At 52.9% G+C, this 21,840-nt stretch carries 20 protein-coding genes and 1 riboswitch; of the genes, 3 read left to right on the top strand and 17 right to left on the bottom strand.

The window, feature by feature from the left end; genetic code table 11:
• From kdpA to NNL21_RS12380, 3 genes are all read right to left on the bottom strand, one after another.
• The gene (gene kdpA / locus NNL21_RS12385) at positions 1-1,680 is read right to left on the bottom strand and encodes a potassium-transporting ATPase subunit KdpA (RefSeq protein WP_204819290.1); all 1,680 of its coding nucleotides are present in this window, start codon (positions 1,678-1,680) and stop codon (positions 1-3) included.
• A gap of 15 nt (positions 1,681-1,695) precedes the next feature.
• Entirely contained in the window at positions 1,696-1,773 is a 78-nt protein-coding gene (kdpF, locus tag NNL21_RS36755) for a K(+)-transporting ATPase subunit F (RefSeq protein WP_204819625.1), read from the bottom strand.
• A 289-nt stretch (positions 1,774-2,062) separates the two neighbouring features.
• A riboswitch (cyclic di-AMP (ydaO/yuaA leader) is annotated at positions 2,063-2,243 on the bottom strand.
• A gap of 384 nt (positions 2,244-2,627) precedes the next feature.
• Positions 2,628-3,848, bottom strand: coding sequence for an MFS transporter (locus NNL21_RS12380; protein ID WP_204819289.1), 1,221 nt, complete (start codon positions 3,846-3,848; stop codon positions 2,628-2,630).
• A gap of 223 nt (positions 3,849-4,071) precedes the next feature.
• Between NNL21_RS12380 and NNL21_RS12375 the strand changes: the two genes are divergently transcribed.
• A complete protein-coding gene (locus tag NNL21_RS12375) occupies positions 4,072-5,112 on the top strand; it encodes an efflux RND transporter periplasmic adaptor subunit (RefSeq protein ID WP_204819288.1) in 1,041 nt (346 codons plus the stop codon).
• A 77-nt stretch (positions 5,113-5,189) separates the two neighbouring features.
• On the opposite strand, the gene NNL21_RS12370 is transcribed toward NNL21_RS12375, so the two are convergent.
• The 5 genes from NNL21_RS12370 to NNL21_RS12350 form a co-directional block, all read right to left on the bottom strand.
• Positions 5,190-6,284: a GerAB/ArcD/ProY family transporter gene (locus NNL21_RS12370; RefSeq protein WP_204819287.1), complete on the bottom strand. Its 1,095-nt coding sequence runs from the start codon at positions 6,282-6,284 to the stop codon at positions 5,190-5,192.
• 23 nt (positions 6,285-6,307) lie between these two features.
• Positions 6,308-6,535: a hypothetical protein gene (locus NNL21_RS12365; RefSeq protein ID WP_204819286.1), complete on the bottom strand. Its 228-nt coding sequence runs from the start codon at positions 6,533-6,535 to the stop codon at positions 6,308-6,310.
• A gap of 6 nt (positions 6,536-6,541) precedes the next feature.
• The gene (locus tag NNL21_RS12360) at positions 6,542-7,720 is read right to left on the bottom strand and encodes a Ger(x)C family spore germination protein (RefSeq protein ID WP_204819285.1); all 1,179 of its coding nucleotides are present in this window, start codon (positions 7,718-7,720) and stop codon (positions 6,542-6,544) included.
• Between the two features lie 27 nt (positions 7,721-7,747).
• Positions 7,748-9,280: a spore germination protein gene (locus tag NNL21_RS12355; RefSeq protein ID WP_204819284.1), complete on the bottom strand. Its 1,533-nt coding sequence runs from the start codon at positions 9,278-9,280 to the stop codon at positions 7,748-7,750.
• A gap of 77 nt (positions 9,281-9,357) precedes the next feature.
• Positions 9,358-10,272, bottom strand: a complete 915-nt coding sequence (locus tag NNL21_RS12350) for an NAD(P)/FAD-dependent oxidoreductase (protein WP_204819283.1) — start codon at positions 10,270-10,272, stop codon at positions 9,358-9,360.
• Between the two features lie 201 nt (positions 10,273-10,473).
• On the opposite strand from NNL21_RS12350, the gene NNL21_RS12345 reads away from it, so the two are divergent.
• Positions 10,474-11,682, top strand: a complete 1,209-nt coding sequence (locus tag NNL21_RS12345) for an MFS transporter (RefSeq protein ID WP_204819282.1) — start codon at positions 10,474-10,476, stop codon at positions 11,680-11,682.
• Positions 11,683-11,883: 201 nt separating this feature from the next.
• Here the strand turns inward: NNL21_RS12345 and NNL21_RS12340 are convergent, their stop codons facing one another.
• The 9 genes from NNL21_RS12340 to NNL21_RS12300 all read right to left on the bottom strand — a co-directional run bounded on the left by NNL21_RS12340 (position 11,884) and on the right by NNL21_RS12300 (position 20,756).
• Positions 11,884-13,056: an ABC transporter permease gene (locus NNL21_RS12340; protein ID WP_204819281.1), complete on the bottom strand. Its 1,173-nt coding sequence runs from the start codon at positions 13,054-13,056 to the stop codon at positions 11,884-11,886.
• Positions 13,034-13,762, bottom strand: a complete 729-nt coding sequence (locus NNL21_RS12335; protein WP_204819280.1) for an ABC transporter ATP-binding protein — start codon at positions 13,760-13,762, stop codon at positions 13,034-13,036. Before NNL21_RS12335 ends, NNL21_RS12340 begins: the two co-directional genes overlap by 23 nt.
• The gene (locus tag NNL21_RS12330; RefSeq protein WP_204819279.1) at positions 13,763-15,190 is read right to left on the bottom strand and encodes an efflux RND transporter periplasmic adaptor subunit; all 1,428 of its coding nucleotides are present in this window, start codon (positions 15,188-15,190) and stop codon (positions 13,763-13,765) included.
• Positions 15,187-15,921 (bottom strand): hypothetical protein, encoded by a 735-nt coding sequence (locus tag NNL21_RS12325; RefSeq protein WP_204819278.1) that lies wholly within the window; start codon positions 15,919-15,921, stop codon positions 15,187-15,189. Before NNL21_RS12325 ends, NNL21_RS12330 begins: the two co-directional genes overlap by 4 nt.
• Positions 15,922-16,108: 187 nt before the next feature.
• A complete protein-coding gene (locus NNL21_RS12320) occupies positions 16,109-16,657 on the bottom strand; it encodes a M15 family metallopeptidase (RefSeq protein ID WP_204819277.1) in 549 nt (182 codons plus the stop codon).
• 88 nt (positions 16,658-16,745) lie between these two features.
• On the bottom strand, positions 16,746-18,128 hold the full coding sequence (locus tag NNL21_RS12315) for a sensor histidine kinase (protein WP_204819276.1): 1,383 nt from the start codon (positions 18,126-18,128) through the stop codon (positions 16,746-16,748).
• Positions 18,125-18,814: a response regulator transcription factor gene (locus NNL21_RS12310; protein WP_204819275.1), complete on the bottom strand. Its 690-nt coding sequence runs from the start codon at positions 18,812-18,814 to the stop codon at positions 18,125-18,127. The genes NNL21_RS12315 and NNL21_RS12310 overlap by 4 nt, the downstream gene beginning before the upstream one ends.
• Before the next feature lie 89 nt (positions 18,815-18,903).
• Positions 18,904-19,806, bottom strand: coding sequence for an ArsR/SmtB family transcription factor (locus NNL21_RS12305; RefSeq protein WP_204819274.1), 903 nt, complete (start codon positions 19,804-19,806; stop codon positions 18,904-18,906).
• Between the two features lie 170 nt (positions 19,807-19,976).
• Entirely contained in the window at positions 19,977-20,756 is a 780-nt protein-coding gene (locus tag NNL21_RS12300; protein ID WP_204819273.1) for a phytanoyl-CoA dioxygenase family protein, read from the bottom strand.
• 150 nt (positions 20,757-20,906) lie between these two features.
• Here NNL21_RS12300 and NNL21_RS12295 point away from each other — a divergent pair, with 150 nt between their 5' ends.
• Complete coding sequence (locus NNL21_RS12295) at positions 20,907-21,791, top strand: AraC family transcriptional regulator (protein ID WP_204819272.1); 885 nt, start codon at positions 20,907-20,909, stop codon at positions 21,789-21,791.
• The last annotated feature ends 49 nt before the right edge of the window (positions 21,792-21,840 follow it).

The raw sequence follows: 21,840 nt of genomic DNA, 5'->3' as shown, positions 1-21,840 counted from the left end.
TTATCGAAGCGTTAAATATTCGGCTACCGGTCCGAGCGCGATGACCGGGAGAAATGTTAGTGCGCCAATTAACAGCACAGTACCGACCAAAATACCCGTGAACAACGCGTTATCCGTCCGGAAGGTCCCGATTGTTTCGGGCACATGCGTTTTGCGGACCAATGATCCGGCAACGGCCAGCATCGCGATCATGGAGATATACCGTCCGAAGAACATGACCAGACCGGTCGTGATGTTCCAGAATGGCGTGTTATCCGCGAGCCCTTCAAACCCGGACCCGTTGTTCGCAGCTGACGAGGTATATTCATACAGCACCTGCGTAATGCCATGAAAGTTTGGATTCGATATCGAGCCCTTCCCAAGCTCGGTCATGAAGGCAATAGCTGTCGGAGCCAGAATGATGAGCGGATGCGCCAGGATCGCGATCGCAATGAGCTTCATCTCCCGGGGCTCGATCTTACGGCCCAGAAACTCAGGTGTCCGCCCGACCATCAGTCCGCATAGGAATACACCGAGCATCGCGTACATGAGCATATTCATTAATCCGACGCCTTTGCCCCCGAATACACAGTTCAGCATCATCTGCGCCAACGGTGCAATCCCGCCAAGCGGTGTCAGCGTATCATGCATGTTATTGACGCTGCCTGTTGTTGCCGCTGTCGTGACCGCCGTAAACAAGGCCGATTGAGCGATGCCGAAGCGAACCTCCTTGCCTTCCATGCTTCCTTGTGAAACATCGATTCCAATGGCGTTCATTGCTGGGCTTCCTGCTTTTTCCGAGAAGTAAGTCAAGGAGACGAACACCAGGAATAGCGCCATCATGGCGGAAAAAATGACCCAGCCTTGCTTGCGATTCCGTGCGAACCGCCCGAACATATAAGGCAGCGATGCGGGAAGTGCCCACATCATGAGGATTTCCAGTACATTCGTGATACCGCTTGGATTCTCGAACGGGTGAGCCGAGTTGACACCGAAGAACCCGCCCCCGTTCGTACCGATATGCTTGATCGTCTCAAGCGATGCTACCGGCCCCATCGGGATATGCTGCGTCACGCCCTGCAGCGTCGTGACCACGAGGGTCGGATCCAGCGTTTGCGGGACTTGCAGTGCAACAAGAACGAGCGTCATCAGGAATGAGATCGGCAGAAAGATACGTACATGCCCTTTAACAAAGTCTTCAAAAAAGTTGCCGATCGTACGCCCTTTACTCGTAATCCCTCTTACAAAAGCAACGGCGACAGAGAATCCTGTTGCGGCAGAGGTGAACATCATCATCGTTATGACCGCCATCTGGGTTAGATAAGTGACGCCCGATTCTCCACTATAATGCTGGAGATTCGTGTTGGTCATGAAGCTGATGATCGTATTAAAGCTAAGGGTCGATTCCATATTGGCGTTCCCGCTTGGATTAAGCAGCAATCCACCCTGGATCCGCAGCAGCACATAACCGATCGCGACAAGCACAACGTTCGCAGCGATGACGCTAAGCGCATACGTCTTCCAGGTCATTCCCTCCCGCTTCTTCAGCCCGATTAACGCATAAATGATCCGTTCAACTCTGCTGAATATGCGGTCCGTCCAATTCGATTCATTCGAGAACACATGATAGACATACGTGCCCAGCGGCTTCACTAACAGCCCAAGGACAGCGATGACGATTACAATTTGCAAGATATCCATAAATCAACCAGCCTCCTAGAACTTCTCCGGGTGAATCAGTGCGTAAACCAAATACATAAATACGAGCCCTGCAATAATTGCCGTTAGAATCATGTTTCGTTCCCTCCCGCATCCTCAACCACGCTGCTGCACCAGATGACAAAACCAGCTGCGAGGCCGAATCCCGCTGCCAGCATGACAATCATCCAAACATCGGTCATTCTTACACCATTCCTTTCGATCCCTTTTATTCAATTTCCATCCATAGTAAGGCACAAAAAAGAAGCCAGCGGGCATGAGGAACATGACCCGTGGCTTCTAAAATCCATAGCAAGAGTAGACTCGGCATTGCACCTAGAAAGGCACAGCAAAATCATCTCGAGCTATGACAGCACGTGTTAATGTTGCCTCTCCCTATACGCTTACGAGGTTAGCTGTCGGATTCGGGCGTGAGAGTCGCCCTACTCGGTTCAGTCTTCTGACCCAAGATTCACCCCATGGCTGCTGCATACGCATCGCACTGCATGCTGCCGTTGGTTCCCCCGCTCCTTCATAAGATCTGAAGGACTCAGCGATAAAGACGGTTAATTCATTGCGTTTCACATATTGAATCTACAATCGAGTTCGAATCATTCTCCTGCTCGGAGGCCTCCGATTTGGTAAGAACAAGAAGATCGATGAATTGAATCTTACTCCTGCTTCGATAGCCTGTAAAGCGAGCCCGCAGCTGAAAATACCACCATTCCAGCCAGCTTTCGCTTGCATACAACGCTTACATCTCTATAGATATCCTTCATGCTCACTGATTCTCGCTCAATCTCGTCTTTTCATAAATAGCAGCAAAAGTACAGCTGTCGAGCAGTATCCGGAAATCACAAAGAAGCGGCGAAATGAATCACCGCTTCTTATTAACGAATATGCAAATCGAATGAGTCCATACCAGCTGGGTCCGCAGGGCAGCGTGTACATTAATCTCGCCGATCCGGAGGAAGCGCAATGGCCAGGAGTCCGATGAGCGGCAGGAAGCTCGACCAGGTCAGTACCCGGTCAAGACCCCATATGTCACCTGCTTCTCCAATTATGACCGCTCCTATTGCACCCATTCCGAAGGCCAGCCCTGTAATAAGTCCCGAAGCCATACCTACCTTACCCGGAAGAAGTTCCTGCGCATAGACGACACTTACGGAGAAACCCGATAACAATACGACTCCCAAGATGAAGATGACGGGATAAATCAAGGCGGAAGGCAAATAAGGGAGTAATAATGCGAATGGAGCAGCACCGCCGATGGAGATCAGGATCATCCGCTTACGACCGAATCGATCCGCCAGAATGCCCCCGAGAAAGGTGCCGAGCACTCCGGCTGCCATAAACAGAAAGATCGGTACCTGGGCCGCCTTGAGCGAGTAGCCCCGAAAATCCTCTAAGTAGATTTGATAATACGTCGAGATCCCTGTCGTATACCATGACCTTGCAAACACCAGCAAGACAAGCAGAAATAGAGCAAACCCCACATTCCGGCGCACCTGACTCGTATCCGCAGGGCCTGCTGCCGATTTCACGGGACGCTTCACCGGCTTGCCGTGAACCGCAAGCTGGGTACGATACCAAGGAACGACGCGCAGCAGAATAATAATAGCTGCCGCAGCGAGCAGCGTTCCCCATACCGCACCAGACTGGCCTAACGGTACGAAAATGAAGATCGTCATAAGCGGCGCCAGCGAGCTCCCCGCGTTGCCTCCAACCTGGTAGATCGACTGAGCCAGACCGCGCCGCCCGCCGGCAGCGAAGTAAACGACACGCGAGCCTTCCGGATGGAAGATGGCCGACCCCAAGCCGACAAACATAACCGCTAGCATGAGTGTCCAGAACCCGGGTGAATAAGCGAGCCCGGCTACCCCGATCAGACTAAGCACCATTCCGAGGGGCAGCATCCACGGCGCGGGCCGCTTGTCAGATAAGAAGCCGACGACCGGCTGCATGACCGAGGATGTCATATTCAAGGCGAACGCAACCCAGCCAATTTGCCCAAGAGACAGGTCGAGCGAGGTCCGGACAACGGGAAACATCGCTGTTACTATCGCCTGCATGGTGTCATTCAGCATGTGAACGGAACTGATTGCAAATAAAATGGCATAGACGGTGCCGGTTTGAACTGCAGCCGCTCGCGTTGAAGCACCTGTTGCCATGCCTCCACACCCTTCACTGTAAATTATACAAGCAACATTAGCACACATGCGTATAGGTGACAATCACTAATAAGGGAGTTTCAGGCTGTCTACGGAGGAGAATTCACCTATAATTGGAAATGTAAACGTTGACACTATCCTTGTCCGCCTTTATTCTTGGATTAAGAGAGATAGTAGAACATATGGAATATAAAGGCAGCAATAGAGGAGGAACATTGTACCGATGGTTCAAGTAATACGCAAGCGAATGCTCGTTAGGCGCATGGCGTCGGCTGCACTCGTCCTGTCGCTCATGTCAGGCTGCTCGCTACTGCCAGAGGAAGAGGATTCACTCCAGCCCCCTACTCTGCAAAAGGTTCAGAAGCAGTATGAAATCGTCGACGTGAAACGCGGTAACATTGAACGATTTATTACCTCTACAGCAACAGCGACATCAGGCAGCAATACCCCTGTCTCGTTCCCGGAAACCGGAGGCCGTCTCAAAAATATATTCGTGCAGGTTGGCGATTTGGTGAAAGCCGGTCAACCGATCGCTGAGCTCGATACCGGCGATTTACCTGTGCGCATCAAGCTGCAGAAGCTCAATGTGGAGAAAAGGAATCTTCAGTTATTCAACGCCACCACAACGGAGATGAGTACAGATGACATCAGGCTCCGGGAGCTTGATTTGAAGGGTGAACAACTCATCCTCAACTCCTTGGAGAAGGAGTATAACAAGGCGCTGCTATTTGCACCCATGGACGGTGTCGTTACCTACGTGGACAGCTTGCGAACCGGGGACGGTGTTGAAGCCAACCGCACGGTCGCGGTTATTGCGGACCCGAATGACGTCGATTTAGTCTATGAAGCAACGGAAGCCAAATCGCTGGTAGGCGCGAAGGTGGACATGGACGTCGAAGTGACGATCAAGAAGAAGACCTATAAAGGTAAAGTATTGCAAACACCACAAACTGCGCCCAAGAGCGATGTTGAAAGTATCATCAGACGCAACAGCAAATCGCTTATCATCGGTGTCCCTTCGGTGACCAATCTTCCTCTAAGAATTGGCGAGTATGCGGACTTTAAGATCTTTATGGAGAAGCGGGAGAACGTCATCGTCATTCCGCGGAATGCGCTGCGCAATTACCTGGGACGCAACTACGTTCAGGTAATGGAGAACGATCGCGTGAAGGAAATCGATGTCGAGACCGGTCTGACCACGCAGCGGGAGGTTGAAGTGGTCAAAGGGCTGGAGGTTGGGCAGAAGGTCATCCTCAACACGTGATCTGCCGCGCACAAGAAGAAGCAAGCCGCTTTCACATTGCGGCTTGCTTCTTTGTCTTCCAGATTCAATCCCGGAAGCTATCCCTTCGCGAGCTTTCTAAGCGAGTACACGGCAATGAGCGCCAGAGGAAAAACCATGCTGAACGTCAAATCCATAAAAGGCCAATATTTTTTTATGGCGTCGCTGTAATAAATCTCACTCGGCGATATGGCATAGGCTGTTCCAAACAGGACAATTCCCAGCGGCAACGTCAAAGCGCGATTGTCCCGAAGCTTGAATAGCTGTGTGGTGCCCGCATTCAATGCATAAAAATAGATCGTGCATTTGAAATAGGTCGATATAATCCAAATGACCGCAAACATGGCCTCCACCCGCTCTAAAAACTGGCCGATGTTGATTTTCTTGGCAAGGGCGTAGGCCGGGTAATATTGATGTGCCGTGATATACTGTCCCAGAACGAGTATGGTTCCGAAAATCACGGCCAGAATCGAAAAGCCTCCAAAAAGCGCGGCTAACAAAAAATCCCTGGATAAGTGCTTGCCCGGTCTTACGCTCGGAAGCACCATGGCCAAAGCAATGAGCTCTGAGAAGGAGAAAGCCGCAAGATAAATCGAGCCCTGTATTGGGGGGATGATTCCCTCACCGAGATAAGGCTTTAAATGAATCAGCTTAACCTCAGGGAGATTCAAGATGATCAGAGCCGCAAAAAAAAGGATGAACATCGGGAGGAATATTTCACCTGTCCGGGCAATCGGCTCTAATCCGCTTCTTACACTGCTCACCAAGATCAGGAGCAATAGCGCGTGAATGCTCCATATCGGTGTTTCGGGCATCATCTGAGTTGTCATGAAATTGCCGACTTCCCTAATGATGGCGGTAGTCATTAATAAGTAATACAACAAAAACAACAGGGAAACGGGCCAGCCGATCCACTTGCCAAGCACCTTCAAATTGAGCTCGATCTGGCTTGCCCTCGGATTGAGCCGGTATTGGGACAGGATGATATAGGCAATAAGCATTCCCGCTGCAATACCGATGATACCCGATATCCAAGCATCTTGTTTAGAGGTAGCTGCAATCACGGACGGCAATACCAGAACAGAATCGCCAATGGTTAGAAAGATGACGAGTACCGCCATTTGCTGGATACTGATTTTTACGTTATCGAGCATACGCCCCCGCCATCCTCTCACGATTATTTTCGGAAAAACCAGATGCTCAGCGGCTGATAGATGTAGCGCAGTACGATCAGCGGACTGGGAACCTTGATGAGCTTCGTCGTGACGATACCCAGTATGAATCCGGCGAGCAGCAGGAACGAGATAAAAACCGCTTCCTTAACATGACGCTTGCGCAGCAGCCGCGGTACCTCATACGCCGAAACAGCCAGAACAAAGAGGGAGAAGAGGATTGTTTCCGCCATGGCGCATCATTCCCTTACATCGCCCAATATGGAATTGGTCACAGTCCCCGTACCTTGAATACGAGCGTCCACGCTGATGTTCACCTTCAGCCGGGAAAACCGCTCCTCCCAATCCGGCTTGAGTTTCTTCCATGCTTTAGGATTCGAACGGTAGATGGCTTCTCCAAATCCAAAGGCATCGACCTTGAACTTTTTCTGCACCACCTCAACTGATTTTCTCATCAGCATCGTCAACTTCTTTTCCTCCTCATCCTCAAGCCATTCAATCGTCTTCACGTCTTCGACGTTGATATCGCACTCCACATCAGCAATATTCCCCAGCGTTTTCATCTTAACCTCGATGACCGGTTCTCCGTTCTTCACGTTTCCCTTCACTTCGGTATCGAAATAGATCCCCTCCAAATCGAGATAACCACCATCCGGGCAGGACACATGGCCGACGGTGCTTTTGACATTCCCCATAATGTAGTTGTAGCCTTTGCTCTCCTCTTCGTTAAGCCATCCGATTAACCGGTCCTCCCTAAACACGGCCAGCTTCGAAAACTTTAACTGGGTAGCAGGATCAATGGACTCCACGTTGGACTGCTTCTCGCCCTTCTCCTGATCCCCGATGATTCGAATGCCGGTCAAGACCGGGTTTCTTCCTTCCGATACCAATTGTTCGATTAACTGATCCATTGTGAAGGGGTTCGTAACCGCCCACGCTTTGGAGGAGGTATCAAGCGACTTATACAGCTTAGTGGCAGGTATGTCTTCAAGGGGAGTCAAGATTTTGAGTACATTCTTGGCCTCCGTCCCATTCGCGACCATAATGTAAAAGTCGGTTCTAAGCTCCGTGTCCCGCCACAGAAGATCGAGCACCTTCGCAATCCCATCTCTTGCCAGCGATTCCCCCAAGACGAGTACGCGGATATGACTGGCATATATTTTGCGCGGACTCGTCGTCGTCAGCTTGCGGTACGCTTCGAATATAGTCGGCGCTGTTGCATGATACATGGTAACCGGGACTCGCTTGGAGCCGCCTTTCGATTTGGAGGCTACCTCCGCTGGATCGACAACCTGAACGGCAACTTGATATTGTCCGTCCTTCTTGTCGATCGCCGTACCAAGCTGTATACCCAACGTATTCAATTCGCGGCGATTCCAACATCCGGATAGAAGACCACAGACGAGCAGACATGCCATTGTGGTGAGAAAGATGCGAATGATAGACTACTCCCCCTTGCTTGCCGCAGGTTTTTTTCGCTGCCTCCGCGGATTCTCATGATTCATCAGACTAGGACGCATGATCATTCTCGACCAGGGCAGACGGAATAATGTATCCTTCTGATCGCTCATTACGAAAGGCCCGAACGGCAGCATATATGGAACGCCAAACGAACGAAGCGTGCATAAATGCACAACCATTCCTATGATGCCAATCAGCATGCCGTACATGCCGAAGGAGGCAGATAACCCCATGAGCACGAAACGGATCATCCTTACCGTAATGGACATATTCGCGGTGGGGATCACATAACTGGCAATCGCTGTAATGGAAACGATAATGACCATCGCCGCCGATACAATACCCGCATCAACCGCTGCTTGCCCGATGACCAGCGTACCGACGATCGATACGGCTTGACCAACCGTACGCGGCATTCTGACCCCCGCTTCCCGCAATATTTCATAGGTTACTTCCATCAGCAGCGCTTCAATGAAAGCCGGGAACGGCACCCCTTCCCGTTGGGCGGCCAAATTGATTAACAGCCCTGTTGGGAGCATCTCCTGATGAAAGGTCGAGACCGCAATATAAAAAGACGGTGCCAGCATGGCAATGAAGAAGCTTATAAACCGGATTACCCGCAGCAGCGTACCGATATCGGCACGCTGATAATAGTCCTCCACCGATTGAAAGAAATGGACGAATAAACCGGGCACCGTCAGGACGAAGGGGGTGCCATCAACAACAATCGCCACCCTTCCTTCCAGCAGAGCTGCCGCGACCGCATCGGGCCGCTCCGAATTGTTCAACGTCGGGAACGGGGTTATCGTCCGGTCTTGTATTAATTCCTCGATATAACCGCTCTCCAGAATTCCATCAATATCAATCCGGTCCAGACGCTGGCGAACTTCTTGAACGATCTTGTCATCCGCCACATTGCGCAAATACATGATTCCTACCTGTGTCTTCGTCACTTTGCCGATTAGTCTGGATTCAATCCATAGGTTCGGGTCTTTGATTCTGCGGCGGATTAGAACGACATTCTTACGATAGTTCTCCGTGAAGGCTTCCATCGGGCCGCGAATAACCGATTGGGTGATCGGCTCGCCTACCGGCCGCTCCTCAATGCCGAAGACATCGATTCGCAGCGCCGAGGCCGATCCATCCAGCAGAAGGACAGCGTCTCCGGAGAACATGGAATTGAATAACAGGGCCGGCTGGTCCACGACGCTCACATTAGCGGCTGAGAGCACATGGTCTTTGAGCGCATGCAGCGCGTCAATTCCTGGTGACGGCTCAAAAGGAACATCGTCTTTTCTCAAGGAGAGCAAGGGCTCGACGATCATTTCATGCATTTGGGTCGCGTCCACCATTCCATCGATGAAGAGCAGGGCTGCCCGCCATTGATCCCCCCATTTGAAGCCCTTCACGATGAGATCCGGACTGCCGCCCAGCGCGCTTTGAATCATGGCAATATTATCATCAAGACAAGGAAGCAAGTGTACGTCCGTATCCGAATTCACTGCGTTTGTGCTCATTGGTTCTCCTTTTAATACGCCGGACAAGGGTGTGAAATTATGGTTCGTTTAGTGTGGCCTAAAAAAAGGATTTCATTCTAATCGCTGACCGGCACCGGGATGCCAAGCAAGCTCTTATGCATCCATATGGCTGCCTGCGCCCCATCCCCCATTGCAATCGTAACCTGTTCGGAATGCGCCACAACGTCACCCGCGCTCCAGACGTTCGTGACTTGGGTCATTTTAGTACGAGGATCTACCCGAATATGTTTGTTGTCCATGAGATGGATACCCAGCTGGTGTGCCAGCTCCGATCGAACTTGATTGCCGCCAAAAGCGACGAAGCCCCTATCCGCTGTAATCCGTCTGCCGCTCTTCAGCACAACTCCGCGAAGGTTCCCTTCCACCTCCTCCAGGCAGGAGACCGGTTCAGGGATATACTCGATTCCAACAGATGACAACTGGTCGCGCTGCGCATCATTAATGTCGGCAGCCTCATGATTAATATAGATCAGATCACGAGACCAATAAGCAAGCGTGAACGCCATGTCCGCGCCGACCGGACCCGAGCCAAGAATGACCGTTCTCTTGCCGGTTATTTCATAACCGTCACAGTCCGGGCAGACGAAGATGCTGCGCCCGAGACAGGGCAGCAGTCCAGGCAGATCAGGAAGCCGATCCACGATCCCGGTTGACAGCAGCAGCCGGTCCGCCAGAATGCGCGCGCCGCCGTCCGTCGTCAGTTGAAAGAAGTCTCCTGTCTGTTCCGCACGCTCCACTCTGGCCTGTAAGAACGAAACACCCAGCTTCTCGGCTTGTCTTCGTCCCCGCTCCCGCAGCTCCATGCCGCTTATCCCGTCTGGCCATCCCAGTATGTTGTTATAGTTGCGGCATATGACGGAGCGCCCGTCATTGGCATCGATCACCAATACGCTCCGCTTATATCTGCCCAGCTGAACAGCTGCCTGCAGGCCAGCAATTCCTCCGCCAACGATTACACAATCCATCTTCATGACATCCTTCACCCTTCCGCTGTGGACTACTTCTCTACAAGCTTCATTATGCCGGACGGGTAAGGACCTTAAACTTGGACCTTTTGACTTTACCAACATGGACCAATTAGGTGTATGATAGAATGACCGATTTCAACCGATACAACCATAGGAAAGCATTAGACAACAGTACGTTAGTCTCAGCATGAGGATGTGATACGAATGGGGTTTTCGTGGAAACGAAATTTAATCGTGTTATGGACGGGCGTTTTCTTTTGCAGCACCGCTTATTCGATTTCAATTCCGTTCATCCCTATCTTTCTTAACACGGAGCTCGGCATTAACAGCCACTTGGAGTTATGGTCCGGATTCGCATTCGGCATAACGTTTCTAGCGAGTGCACTCATCTCCCCTTTCTGGGGATCGCTGGCCGATAAGTATGGCCGTAAGCCGATGCTTATTCGTTCGGGCTTCAGTCTTGCCGTTCTATATGCGCTTACCTTCTTCATTCATGACCCATACCTGTTCCTGCTGCTCCGAATCTTTCAAGGGCTGCTGGCAGGCTACGTGCCCGCGGCAATCGCGCTTGTGGCGACCAATACGCCGGAGGAGAAGACGGGCTATGCGCTGGGTATCATGGCGACGGCCGGTGCGACCGGAGGGATCTTGGGTCCGCTGGTTGGCGGTGTCGTGAGCCATTACTGGGGAAATCGCGAGGCGTTTCTGTTCTCGGGTGGTGTGGTGCTCGTTGCGGCTCTTATTGCTACCCTATTTGCGAAAGAAACGAATTTCAACCGCTCAGCCTCGCGCCCTTCGATACGCGATGACTTAAAGCAGGCATTATCCAATCGGATATTCGTCACCATATTAAGTGTGGCCGCGCTCGGAACTTTCTCCGTCATGATTCTGGAGCCGCTCTTAACGGTTTACATTCTGAAGCTGGGCGTGGAACAAGGGGATGCTTCTCTCAAATCGGGGATTATCTTCTCGGCGGTCGGGATTGCCACGCTGCTCGCCGCTCCCCGATGGGGAAAGGTCGGCAGCCGAATCGGCTTCTCCAACGTGCTCTTTATCGGCCTGCTCGGAGGCGGTATCGGGAATATTCTGCAATTCTTCGTCGGTCATTACGTCGAATTCGGAATACTCCGTTTCGTGTACGGCTTGTTCTTCGCAGCCGTTTATCCATCGATCAACGCCATGATCGTCAAGGTGACCGAGCCCGCCTTCCGCGGCCGCGCCTTCAGCCTGAACCAATCCGGCACCCAGCTCGCGACCATGCTCGGTCCCATGATCGGCGGTGTGCTCGGCGGATGGATTCCAATCCGCTGGGTATTCATCATCAATGGATCCATGCTGATCATCGCGGCACTGCTGCTAAAGAAGCAGCGGCTTGAGGACGCCGTTCAGAAGCAGCATGCTCAGCCTGTATAAAATGAACCTATTATTTAGTACAACTCGCTGCGCAGGCAGAATGTTCTTACGCAACCGCTACCGCTTCTCCAGAATCATTCTTCCTGCTCCACTGTTTGTACCTTTCTCAGGAACTTATAAAGTTAGCGAATAACAAAGACACCTTCTACTTTTCACGCAGAAGGTGTCTTCGTATTCATCATCATTCTTTTTGAAGGTCGTTCACTCGAATCGTAACGCTTCGATCGGTTTCAAGTTCGAGGCCTTGTTGGCTGGGAACAAGCCGAATACGACGCCAATGAAGACGGAGAAGCCAAAGGCGAGTACCATGATCGGAATCGACAGTGACACCCCCATGTTCAATGCCTTCGAGGCAACCTGGGCAATACCGATTCCCAGGCCGACGCCAAGCAGACCGCCCAGCCCGCTAAGGGCAATGGATTCGATCAAGAACTGGATCATGATATCCTTTTTCTTCGCCCCGATCGCTTTGCGAATGCCGATCTCCCGCGTGCGTTCCGTTACAGAGACAAGCATAATATTCATAATACCGATCCCGCCTACGAGCAGCGATATCGCCGCGATTCCTCCGAGCGCAAGCGAGAGGGTGGAAGATATGCTGCTGAACGAATCCAGCACATCCTGTTGGTTAAACACCCGGTAGCTGTTCTCGTTGCCCCGGAAGGTTTTGGTCAGCCCTGCCTCCAACTCGGCCACAACCGCGTCCATCTGTTCCGGTTCCTTGACCTGCACATAGATCGTCTTAACCCCCTTGGACTTAAACAGTCTCTCAGAGGAGGTGATCGGAATAATGACGACATCGTCGTTCGAGCCGCTGAGGGAGTCTCCCTTCTCCGCCAGCAATCCAACCACTTTATAGCGAATGCCGTTAATGAGAACGGTCTGTCCAACCGGATTCTCCCCCGCGAACAATTCCTCTGCGGTGCTCGATCCGATCAGTGCAATTTTCTGATAATAATCCATATCGATCTGGGAGACAAACCGGCCGGCTGCAAGCTGATAGTCCCGTACGTCCGCGTAATCCGGTGTCGTCCCGACCACACTGACACTGATGCTGGTGGTGCCGAACTTCACGTTCCCGTTCTGCGTATTGGCGGGTGCGGAATACTCAACTCCCTCTATATTTGCCAGCTCTTCCGCTTCCTTATAGCTAATCGTCGTCGTGGATCCGCGTCCCGTTATATTGACGGTCAACAGATTGGTGCCAAGACTCGCAACCTGATCCGTAACGGCCTTCGTCGCGCCTTGTCCGAGGGATACCAGCGCGATGACCGCCGTTACGCCAATAATGATGCCAAGCATCGTCAGCAGGGATCTCATTTTGTTGCCTAGAATGCTTTTTACCGCCATTTTAAGGGCTTGCCCGACGTTCACGCATCTCACCGCCTTCCTCGCTGATGCGTCCATCTTGAATCCGGATGAAGCGGCCGGCCTGCTGCGATATCGACAAGTCATGCGTGATCAGGACAATCGTATGCCCCTGCTTGTTCAGCTGCTTCATAAGCCCCATCACTTCAACGCCGGTGCGGGTATCCAGCGCGCCCGTCGGTTCATCCGCGAGCAGTATCGGAGGATTGCCCGCAAGTGCTCTGGCAATAGCGACACGCTGCTGCTGACCGCCGGACAGCTCGCTTGGCTTATGATGAACCCGGTCTTCAAGCCCGACCTTGCTGAGCGCTTCTACAGCCTGTTCCTTGCGCAGCTTGGCCGGTACACCGCGGTAGATAAGAGGCAGCTCCACATTCTCGAGCGCGGAGAGCTTACTTAGCAGATTGAATCCTTGAAAAATAAAGCCGATTTTACGATTCCGGATCTCGGCCAGCTTATTTTCCTTCAGCCGGCTCACTTCCTCGCTATCTAGCCAATAACTGCCCGTCGTCGGCGAATCCAGGCAGCCGATCACGTTCATCAGCGTTGACTTCCCTGAACCCGAGGGGCCGATGATGGCGACAAAATCGCCATGGTTAACGCGAATCGAAATATCGCTCAGCGCATGGACTGTTTCGCCGCCGAGTTTATACTGCTTCGACAGCTGCTCAATTCGGATTAACGGTTCACGATTCGTTTGTTTCGCGTCCATCTACCGTCCTCCTCCGCCTCCGGTTTGACCAGCACCCGCACGGGTGCCGCCAGTACCGCCGGAGCGGGCACCACCGCCCTCGAAGCCGCCCCCCGGGAACCCGCCTCCACCGCCAATTCCGCCCATACCGCCGAGGCCGGATAATCCCCCCTGCGGCTGCTGGCTGGTGCTCGAGCTGGTCACGACAGTAGGCATAATAACCAAGTCACCTTCCTTCAAACCGGACACGACTTCGATGTAGTCCTCATTATGAATGCCGACCTCGATTTGCTGCGGCGTTCCTGAACCGAAACGACCTGCGCCTCTACTCGAAGACCCTGGAGCCGTACCGCTGCGCTGCGATCCCATCTGGCCGCTCGGCTGATCGCCGCCTTGCCTTCCAGCTCTGCTGCCTTGCTGATCGTCAGGCGGCGTGCTTGGCTGACTGCCAGCCGCGCCATTCGATTGACCACCCGCATCACCGTCAGGAGCGCTTCCTGCTTGTCCGCCCGTTTGACCGGCTGCTTGATCGCCTGTGTTCGAGGTGCCCGCCGGGAGAAGGACGATGTAACGATTTCCCAGTGACTGGACGGCATCGATCGGCAGGATCAATGTATTTTCTTTCTTCTCGATCGAAATGCTTGCTTCCGCCGACATGCCTGCCTTCACATCCTTGGATGCTTCCACACCAATGGTCACATCGAACGTGGCAACCCCGTTGCTCGCCGTACCTTCATCCGCAATAGCGGTTACTTTCCCTTGGAAGGTCTGCCCCGTCAGCGCCTCGACCGAGATGACGGCCGATTGGCCCACCTTTACCTGTGGAATGTCGAGCTCATCGATGCTGACTACGATTTCCAAGTTCGCATAATCCACAATTTCGGCGATTTGCGTCTGAGGCGTCAGCTCGTCGTCCTCTGCTGCGGTTAACGACTTCACTGTACCGCCGATCGGAGCGATAATGGAGATTTCCTCCTGCTTCTCTTTCAGCTTGGCTATCGATGTGCGCGACTGCTCGATATCGATCTTCTGCTTCTTCATCGATAGATCCAAGCTGGACAGCGAACTCGTATCGGTCCCGCTCTTGTATCTGGTCTGAAGGTCGGTCAGCTCCAGCAGCTTCTTCTCCAGGTTTACTTCTTCGGATTTAATTTGATCCGAATTGTCCTCCCCTTCGAGAACGATCAGAACATCGCCTTTCTTGACGATGCTGTTTTCCTTCACCTTCACCTCTTTGATCGTCCCTTGTTTACCCGCTGTGACCGTCTTACGATCCCCGACTTGAATGCTCCCCGCACCGCTGACGCTCACCTCGAGCGTGCCCTTCCGGACCTGCGTCGTGTTGACGGCAGCCGCAACCGGCTGTTCTTCTTTCTTGTATGCAAAATAAGCATATACTGCACCGGCGACGAGCAGCACACCGATGCTAATCAGCCACCACTTCTTCATTGCAACTCCTCCGCCTTCCCGATGTTTGTTGGAATCGTTGTCTTCGTAATCGTGGATGCCGCTCCTTGATCCGAGTCAAGCCATACCGTCAGAATATCGCCAATTTGGATATCAGCCGCCTGGACGGGATTATTCGTCATCCCGCCTTCTCCGAAGGACATCGCGAATATTGCAGTATCCGCTGTAAGCTTGACCGTCATCTGCTCGTCCGTAAACTCCATTTGACCGCCGAAGCCTCCGCCCCGCTGGCCTCTATTGGCCCCGCTGCCGGGGTCCGGCGTTCCGCCTTCCGGCGGCTGCATCCCGCCTTCACCAGTACCGCCTTCCGGCTGCTGCGGCCGCTCGCCATCGGCTGGAGATTGCGGCTGGTCGCCCTGAGGCGCTCCTTCAGGTGGCTGCGGCCGGTCACCATCCGGCGCTCCCTCCGTGCCCTGTCTGCTTGCACGGTCACCTCGTTGTCCGCCGCCGAAACCCATTCCGCCGCCAGGCATATCAGCCGGCTGCGTCTTTGATTTCTGAAGGACGATTGATTCCGCGCTTACGCTGACGACCTTGCCCATAAGATCAGCCGTCCGATCCGGAAGCTGAAGCTGCGTTCCATCAGAGCGCACACCGGCCGCAGCTTGTCCCGTATCCGTCACGGCATCTCCGCCATCATTCCCGCACCCGGCGAGCATCGAGGCAAGCAGCACAACAACCGCCGCGCGTTTCCATACCCATCGTTCCATCACGTTCGTGGTCCACCTCTCCATACGGTTATCAGGTTATAAGCATAGCAGGCCAATATGAACGATCAGTGAACGTCTCCAGCTATGATGAAGCGCCTGTGGCAGAGCATAAGAAAAAGCCCACCAACCGGTGGGCTTACGAATGACCTTTTACACGATATGAATATGTAACCGATTTGTTCAATTCCATTCATCCCTGGCCTGGAGGCTTCTCCCCTTTTTGCAAATCGTTAATGGTCAGGCCAAAGTTCATCTGCAAATGCGGATAATCCGGGAAGTCCGGCCAATCGCCGCCCCACTCGAATCCGAGCTCCTTGGCGGCATCAACGACCTCCATCCAGTCGGCCCGCCCGTTCTTGTTGCCATCGTATTCCATGTCCCAGACGACATCTCCGCCCTTCGTCCGCAGCGCAAAATCGATCGCAAGACCATAATTGTGATACGATTCCCCGCCTCTGGCATTCGTTACGACCCTGCCTTCGCTCGTCCGGCCCTGGTTGTACAGCTTGTCTTGATGCGCAGCGCTCCGGTAATCATCTGTTATCAAGATGGCAATCCCTTTCTTCTTGACCTTCATCTTAAGCTCTTCCTTCTTCTGAGCGAGGATCGGATGCAGCTCCTTCACCTCATTCGCGTACTTTACCCGATCGTGCTTGAGCCTGTCCGGCAGCTCTTGTATGAAATATATAAGAAGGATGACGATACCCGTCAGTAGAATGAAATGTCTGCGTTTAACCATGTGTCATAGTGCTCCTTAGGGGATAAGTTGTTCTCTCTATCTTACCCTTTCGGGTTTAAGAATGGTTAACGATATTATTAAGAAATGGTTACGGAAGGGTGATGGTAAATACCGTTCCCCTGCCGACCTCGCTCTCGATCCGGATCGCGGCATCATGCCGGTCAAGAATATGCTTGACGATCGAGAGGCCAATCCCGGTTCCCAGCTTCCGGCTTCGAGCCTTGTCGCCTTTATAGAAGCGGTCCCAAATACGTTCGAGCTCCTCTTGCGTCATCCCGATGCCTTGATCGCTTACAGCAATGACGGTGCTGCCGTTATGCTCCTTGATGGACACCCGCACCCCGCTGCCGGCGGGAGAGTAGAACACTGCATTCTGCAGTAAATTCGCAAGCACCTGATCGATACGATCCGGGTCGGCCACCGTATACAGATCCTCCTCCGGACTGTCTAGATCGACCGCGATCTGATGCTGCACAAACTGCGGCTCCATCCTGGCGATGGTCTTACGTATTTGCTCGGTGATATTGAACCTCACCTTCTCCAGACGGAACTGCCCCGCTTCGATCCGGGCCATGTCGAGCAGGTCACCGACCAGCTTCATCATGCGGTCCGAGGATTCCTTCATCATCTCCATGTAATGCTTCTCACGCTCGGGCGGTATCGCACCATCCATCATGGCCGTCAGAAAACCGTTGATAGACGTGAGCGGTGCCCGCAAATCATGCGAGACATTGGCCAAAAATTCGCGTCGGGCATTCTCGAGCGACGCAAGCTCAGCCGCCATATAATTGAGCGTTTCGCCAAGCTGCCCGATTTCATCCCTTGTGCGGACCTCAACCTTGCGGGAGAAATCGCCCTTGGCATACATCAACGCTGAACGGCTCATTTCCTTAAGCGGCCGGGACAGCCGCCGGCCAAGCACGAAATAAATGGCGATGGCAATCGGAATCGTAAGGAGCACGCTAAGCATGAAGGGCTGAAAGAAACGGTTCACATCGCGATCGAATTCGAAGGAGAAGCTGATAATCACTTTTTCCTCCAAGCCGGATGCATCTTGGATCTCCCGCGCCGTAAATAGCGTCTGTCGGTTGTTGACCTCGATTTCCTCCCGCACGCGATGCCCCGCGAGCGCATCCTGAACAAACTTCTCGGCCACCGGGATCATTCGGCCGCGATTGCCTACCGTATAGAGCAGCTGCCCCCTGCCATCATAGAACTGATAGGCGCGTTCCGGCCCGCCGACTCCCCATTGCAAGGAATCGATGACCGTTTCCCGGCTCCAGCCCTTGCTGTAGCCAAATTTAATATGGTCGACAACCCGGTCCTGCATCGTCTCCGAGCCGTTGCGAATAAAGGAGCGCAGATTGCTCTTGAAGAAGGTCGAGGACAGCATGATCGACAGGCCGAACGATAAGAACGTAATGAGCAGGAAGCTAAGAAACAGCTTGCCGAATATGGTGTTGGTTCTCATAGCTCCGCTTCTCCGAACTTATAGCCGATGCCCCGGATGGTTTCGATCGAGCTCTGCACCTCGTAGAACCTCAGCTTCTCGCGAATCCGCTTAATATGTACGTCCACCGTCCGCGGGTCGCGGTCGTAATCGAAGCCCCAGACCTGGTCCAGCAGCTGCTGGCGGGTGAAAACCCGGTTCCGGTTGGTTGCCATAAAATAGAGCAGCTCGATTTCCTTCGGCGCGAAGCCGGCATTCTCTCCCTGTACCTTCACCTGAAGATGGCGCATGTCGAACAAGAGCTCGTCCAGCAGGACGACCTCCTCATGATACAGCGACGGATTCGTCCTGCGCAGCACAGCCCGAACCCGGGCCATGAGCTCCTTCGAATCGAAGGGCTTCACAACATAATCGTCCACCCCCAGCTCGAAGCCCTTCAGCTTATCGTAGCTCTCGCCTTTGCCCGACAACATAATGATCGGCGTTGAGAAATCCTTCCGGATCCGCTCACACAGCGCCCATCCGTCCATCTCGGGCAGCATGATGTCCAGTATGATCATATCCGGCGAAGCGTCGTACACCATCTCCAGTCCTTCTAATCCATCATTCGCTTCACTCACCTCGAAGCCTTCCCGCTCCGCATATAATCGTATGAGCTCACATACATGTGCATCATCATCAATGGTCAGCAGTTTTATCGGTTTCATCGCCCGTTCAGCCCTTTTGCATCACTTGTTTCCGCCAGCTTACCACACGAAGATGAATAGAAGATGAACGAGCGAATCCGTGCGGTGATTCAATAATACATATGAACCTCGATATCTTGATCGTAATTGCCGAAGCCGCGCCCGTACAACGTAACACCGCCGCAATTCTCCGCAGATTCGGGCGATACGATCCGCAGCGTCACATCTTTACCGAAGGTAATGCCGATCGTATCGACGGTCACGTTCGATATTCGCACCCCGTCCATGAACGTACCCTCATCGGTTACCGACAGCGTCTTGAGCAGGCCGTGCTGCGAGCCGAGATTAAAGCTTTGCGGGGTGAAAATGCCGGGTTTGCTCCCGAAATCGCCAGGGCAGGTCCATGCTCCAATCTCCCTCCCGTTTACGACGAACGTAATGTCCGATGGCCATTGCTCATTGTAGCCGGGCGCCTCGGAGCCGATTTCCAGCGAGATTTCCAGCCGCTTCAGCTGCTGATTGCTCAGCAGAAAGTTCGGGATGCGGTATTCGATCCAACCGCTTCCGAACCATAGATGCTTGGCCTTCACATGCTCCGGATCGGCAAAGTACCGCGGGTCATCAATCATCCCGAGCATTCGGCTCTCCGAAACCATACCGCATGTCGGCTTGATGTCACAGGCGTTGAATTGGCCGATTGGGATGGATGCCGTATAGCTCTTCTGCGGCAGCGGCTTATTCGTCTTGAATTGCAGCAGAACGGATTCCAGCTGCAGGGAGCATACCTTCTGCATCCCCCGCTTACCGGTCGCGCTCTCCGTTGCTACGATTCCTGCAAGCTCCATCTTCTGAATATGCTTGGTTACGATGGCTGACGAAACGCCAAGCCGCTCGGCAAGCTCACCTATATTCATCGGTTTGATATTCAACAGCTCGATGATCTTGATTCGGGTGGAGGAAGATAAGCATTCCAGAAAAATCAGGTTATCGCTATTCACTTCTATGGACGCCATACATACGCCTCGTCTCTTGTGTAATTCGTTCATTATATAACCCTAAGGTTAAATAATCAATGATCCTGACGGGAGGAAAGCCGAAAAATGACAAAGAAAAGCCGCTGCTTGTCTAAACAAGCGGCGGCTAATCGATAACCTGACGATTAATGTATCGGTTGAATCAACAACTATATACTGTTGACCGTAAAGCTTGGATTCGCGCGTTCGAAATGCGGATTCTCGCCGCAAACCATCAGCCCCTGGCCCCAATTAATGTGCGTATTCTGCGTTGGGAAGTCCGATGCATTGCGGTATTGGAACAGCACATTCCGCCGGGTACGCTGGCTCTTGTTCGCCGGCGAGCCGTGAATCGTCAAGTAGTTGAAGAACAGAACGTCTCCCGCTTCTGCCGGGCAGGCAATCCCGCTGGACAGCGGATGCTCCTTGGCATCCAGATAATGGCGTCCTACATGCGACATCGGTCCTTCCTTATGCGAGCCTGGAACGACATGCAGACAGCCGTTCTCCACATTCGCATCGTCGAGATGCATGCTGGCAGCCAGCATCGTGTGCTTCTCGTGAGGGAAGTAAGGCTGATCCTGATGCATCGGGAAGGCGGCGCCGTTCTCCGGCGGCTTCACGAGCATCTTGGAATGATGGAGCTGAACGTTCGGTCCGATCAGCTGCGACAATACAGCGGCCATATTCGGATGAATCGCGGCTCGCGTAAAGGAAGCATCATGGTATTGAACGTCGTGGAAGCCTTTGAGGATCAGCTTTCTCAACTGCTCCGGCGGGAGAAAGTCCCCCTGCCATTGAGCGTTCGAGTCCATCTTCGCTTGCGCCGCACGATCGATAATCGCGTCGATTGCCGCGCGCATCACTTCAACTTCTTCTTTGTTGAACACCCCTTTAACGAGCAGGTAGCCATTCTCATTGTAAAAATCAACATCCTGTGCTTTAATCATGTTAATTCCTCCTTGGGAAGTAGATACTATGAATTGCTTTAATCTGCTTATAATTCTAGCGTTTCGAGGCATTATTCGTCTTTAGCCGATCAAGACAGCTTTTTGTCTTTTGACGCCATTATTCAAATATAGGTTGGGGGGTCTTCTTGAATGAACTGGCAGGAAAGCGCAGCAAGACTCAATCGTCACGCATTCCGCCCAGCGGCGGCCGATGCCGTATTCACCGTACATGGCTGGGGAATGCATCAATCCCATCTCTCCAATGCGCCTCACAAGCATTCCTTCTTTGAAATTTGCTATGTGCTGGATGGGGAGGGCACTTACGTGGACGATGGAACGTCATATCCGCTGCATCGCGGCACCCTGTTCTGTTCCAGACCGGGGATCCCTCATCAAATTGAATCCGAATCCGGCATGGAGCTCGTCTTCGTCGGATTCGAGCTTGATGAGCATGCCAGCTCCGACAATCACCGGAAGTCCTTTCTTAATCTCATGAAGACGGACAAGGTTTGCGTCTATGACGGCGATCTTTTGCCCGCTGCACTGCTGTGGAAATCACTCTTCCTGCTCGCCGATTATCAAGGTGCTGTACCGGCAGCGGCACTGCCTGCCGCAAGCGCAGCGCTATTACTCTCATTTCCCGAGCTCTTCGGTGAAGCCTCCGAGCGTCTGCAGCCGGCGCCCCGTCCAAATTCAGCGCATATGCTCAAACAGGCCAAGCTGTACATCGCCGACAATTTATCCGACAACGATCTGTCGCTGGGCAAGGTCGCTGCCTATTTGAATATGTCGGAACGCCACCTGTCGCGAATGTTCTCCTCCGGCATTCATGAGTCATTCACCGACTATATGCGGCGTATACGCGTGCAGCAGGCGGCCGATCTGCTCATGCATACCGACCTGCCGATTGCGGCGATTGCCGAGCAAACGGGCTTCGGGTCCGTCCATTATTTCTCGCGAACCTTCCATGCGCTCATGAACGAGACGCCTGCCCGGTTCCGGGCGAATGCAGTTAATGGGACAAAGTTTATTTAACTCTGAAGTTAATTGATCAATCTGTATTGACAGTGTGGATGAACGGGTC

The sequence above is a fragment of the Paenibacillus mendelii genome (genome assembly GCF_024498075.1).
Lineage (GTDB): Bacteria > Bacillota > Bacilli > Paenibacillales > Paenibacillaceae > Paenibacillus_Z > Paenibacillus_Z mendelii.
The sequence above is the reverse complement of the archived record's forward strand: the minus strand, read 5'-3'. Positions and strand labels throughout refer to the sequence as shown.

Excerpts from the sequence above, each read along its gene's own strand:
- NNL21_RS12350 (WP_204819283.1), bottom strand. The coding sequence starts at position 10,272 with ATGAAGATGGATTGTGTAATCGTTGGCGGAGGAATTGCTGGCCTGCAG.
- NNL21_RS12315 (WP_204819276.1), bottom strand. The coding sequence starts at position 18,128 with ATGAGAACCAACACCATATTCGGCAAGCTGTTTCTTAGCTTCCTGCTC.
- NNL21_RS12355 (WP_204819284.1), bottom strand. The coding sequence starts at position 9,280 with ATGAGCACAAACGCAGTGAATTCGGATACGGACGTACACTTGCTTCCT.
- NNL21_RS12345 (WP_204819282.1), top strand. The coding sequence starts at position 10,474 with ATGGGGTTTTCGTGGAAACGAAATTTAATCGTGTTATGGACGGGCGTT.
- NNL21_RS12320 (WP_204819277.1), bottom strand. The coding sequence starts at position 16,657 with ATGGTTAAACGCAGACATTTCATTCTACTGACGGGTATCGTCATCCTT.
- NNL21_RS12335 (WP_204819280.1), bottom strand. The coding sequence starts at position 13,762 with ATGGACGCGAAACAAACGAATCGTGAACCGTTAATCCGAATTGAGCAG.
- NNL21_RS12300 (WP_204819273.1), bottom strand. The coding sequence starts at position 20,756 with ATGATTAAAGCACAGGATGTTGATTTTTACAATGAGAATGGCTACCTG.
- NNL21_RS12365 (WP_204819286.1), bottom strand. The coding sequence starts at position 6,535 with ATGGCGGAAACAATCCTCTTCTCCCTCTTTGTTCTGGCTGTTTCGGCG.
- NNL21_RS12380 (WP_204819289.1), bottom strand. The coding sequence starts at position 3,848 with ATGGCAACAGGTGCTTCAACGCGAGCGGCTGCAGTTCAAACCGGCACC.
- NNL21_RS12295 (WP_204819272.1), top strand. The coding sequence starts at position 20,907 with ATGAACTGGCAGGAAAGCGCAGCAAGACTCAATCGTCACGCATTCCGC.
- kdpF (WP_204819625.1), bottom strand. The coding sequence starts at position 1,773 with ATGATTCTAACGGCAATTATTGCAGGGCTCGTATTTATGTATTTGGTT.
- NNL21_RS12360 (WP_204819285.1), bottom strand. The coding sequence starts at position 7,720 with ATGGCATGTCTGCTCGTCTGTGGTCTTCTATCCGGATGTTGGAATCGC.
- kdpA (WP_204819290.1), bottom strand. The coding sequence starts at position 1,680 with ATGGATATCTTGCAAATTGTAATCGTCATCGCTGTCCTTGGGCTGTTA.
- NNL21_RS12370 (WP_204819287.1), bottom strand. The coding sequence starts at position 6,284 with ATGCTCGATAACGTAAAAATCAGTATCCAGCAAATGGCGGTACTCGTC.
- NNL21_RS12330 (WP_204819279.1), bottom strand. The coding sequence starts at position 15,190 with ATGAAGAAGTGGTGGCTGATTAGCATCGGTGTGCTGCTCGTCGCCGGT.
- NNL21_RS12310 (WP_204819275.1), bottom strand. The coding sequence starts at position 18,814 with ATGAAACCGATAAAACTGCTGACCATTGATGATGATGCACATGTATGT.
- NNL21_RS12375 (WP_204819288.1), top strand. The coding sequence starts at position 4,072 with ATGGTTCAAGTAATACGCAAGCGAATGCTCGTTAGGCGCATGGCGTCG.
- NNL21_RS12305 (WP_204819274.1), bottom strand. The coding sequence starts at position 19,806 with ATGGCGTCCATAGAAGTGAATAGCGATAACCTGATTTTTCTGGAATGC.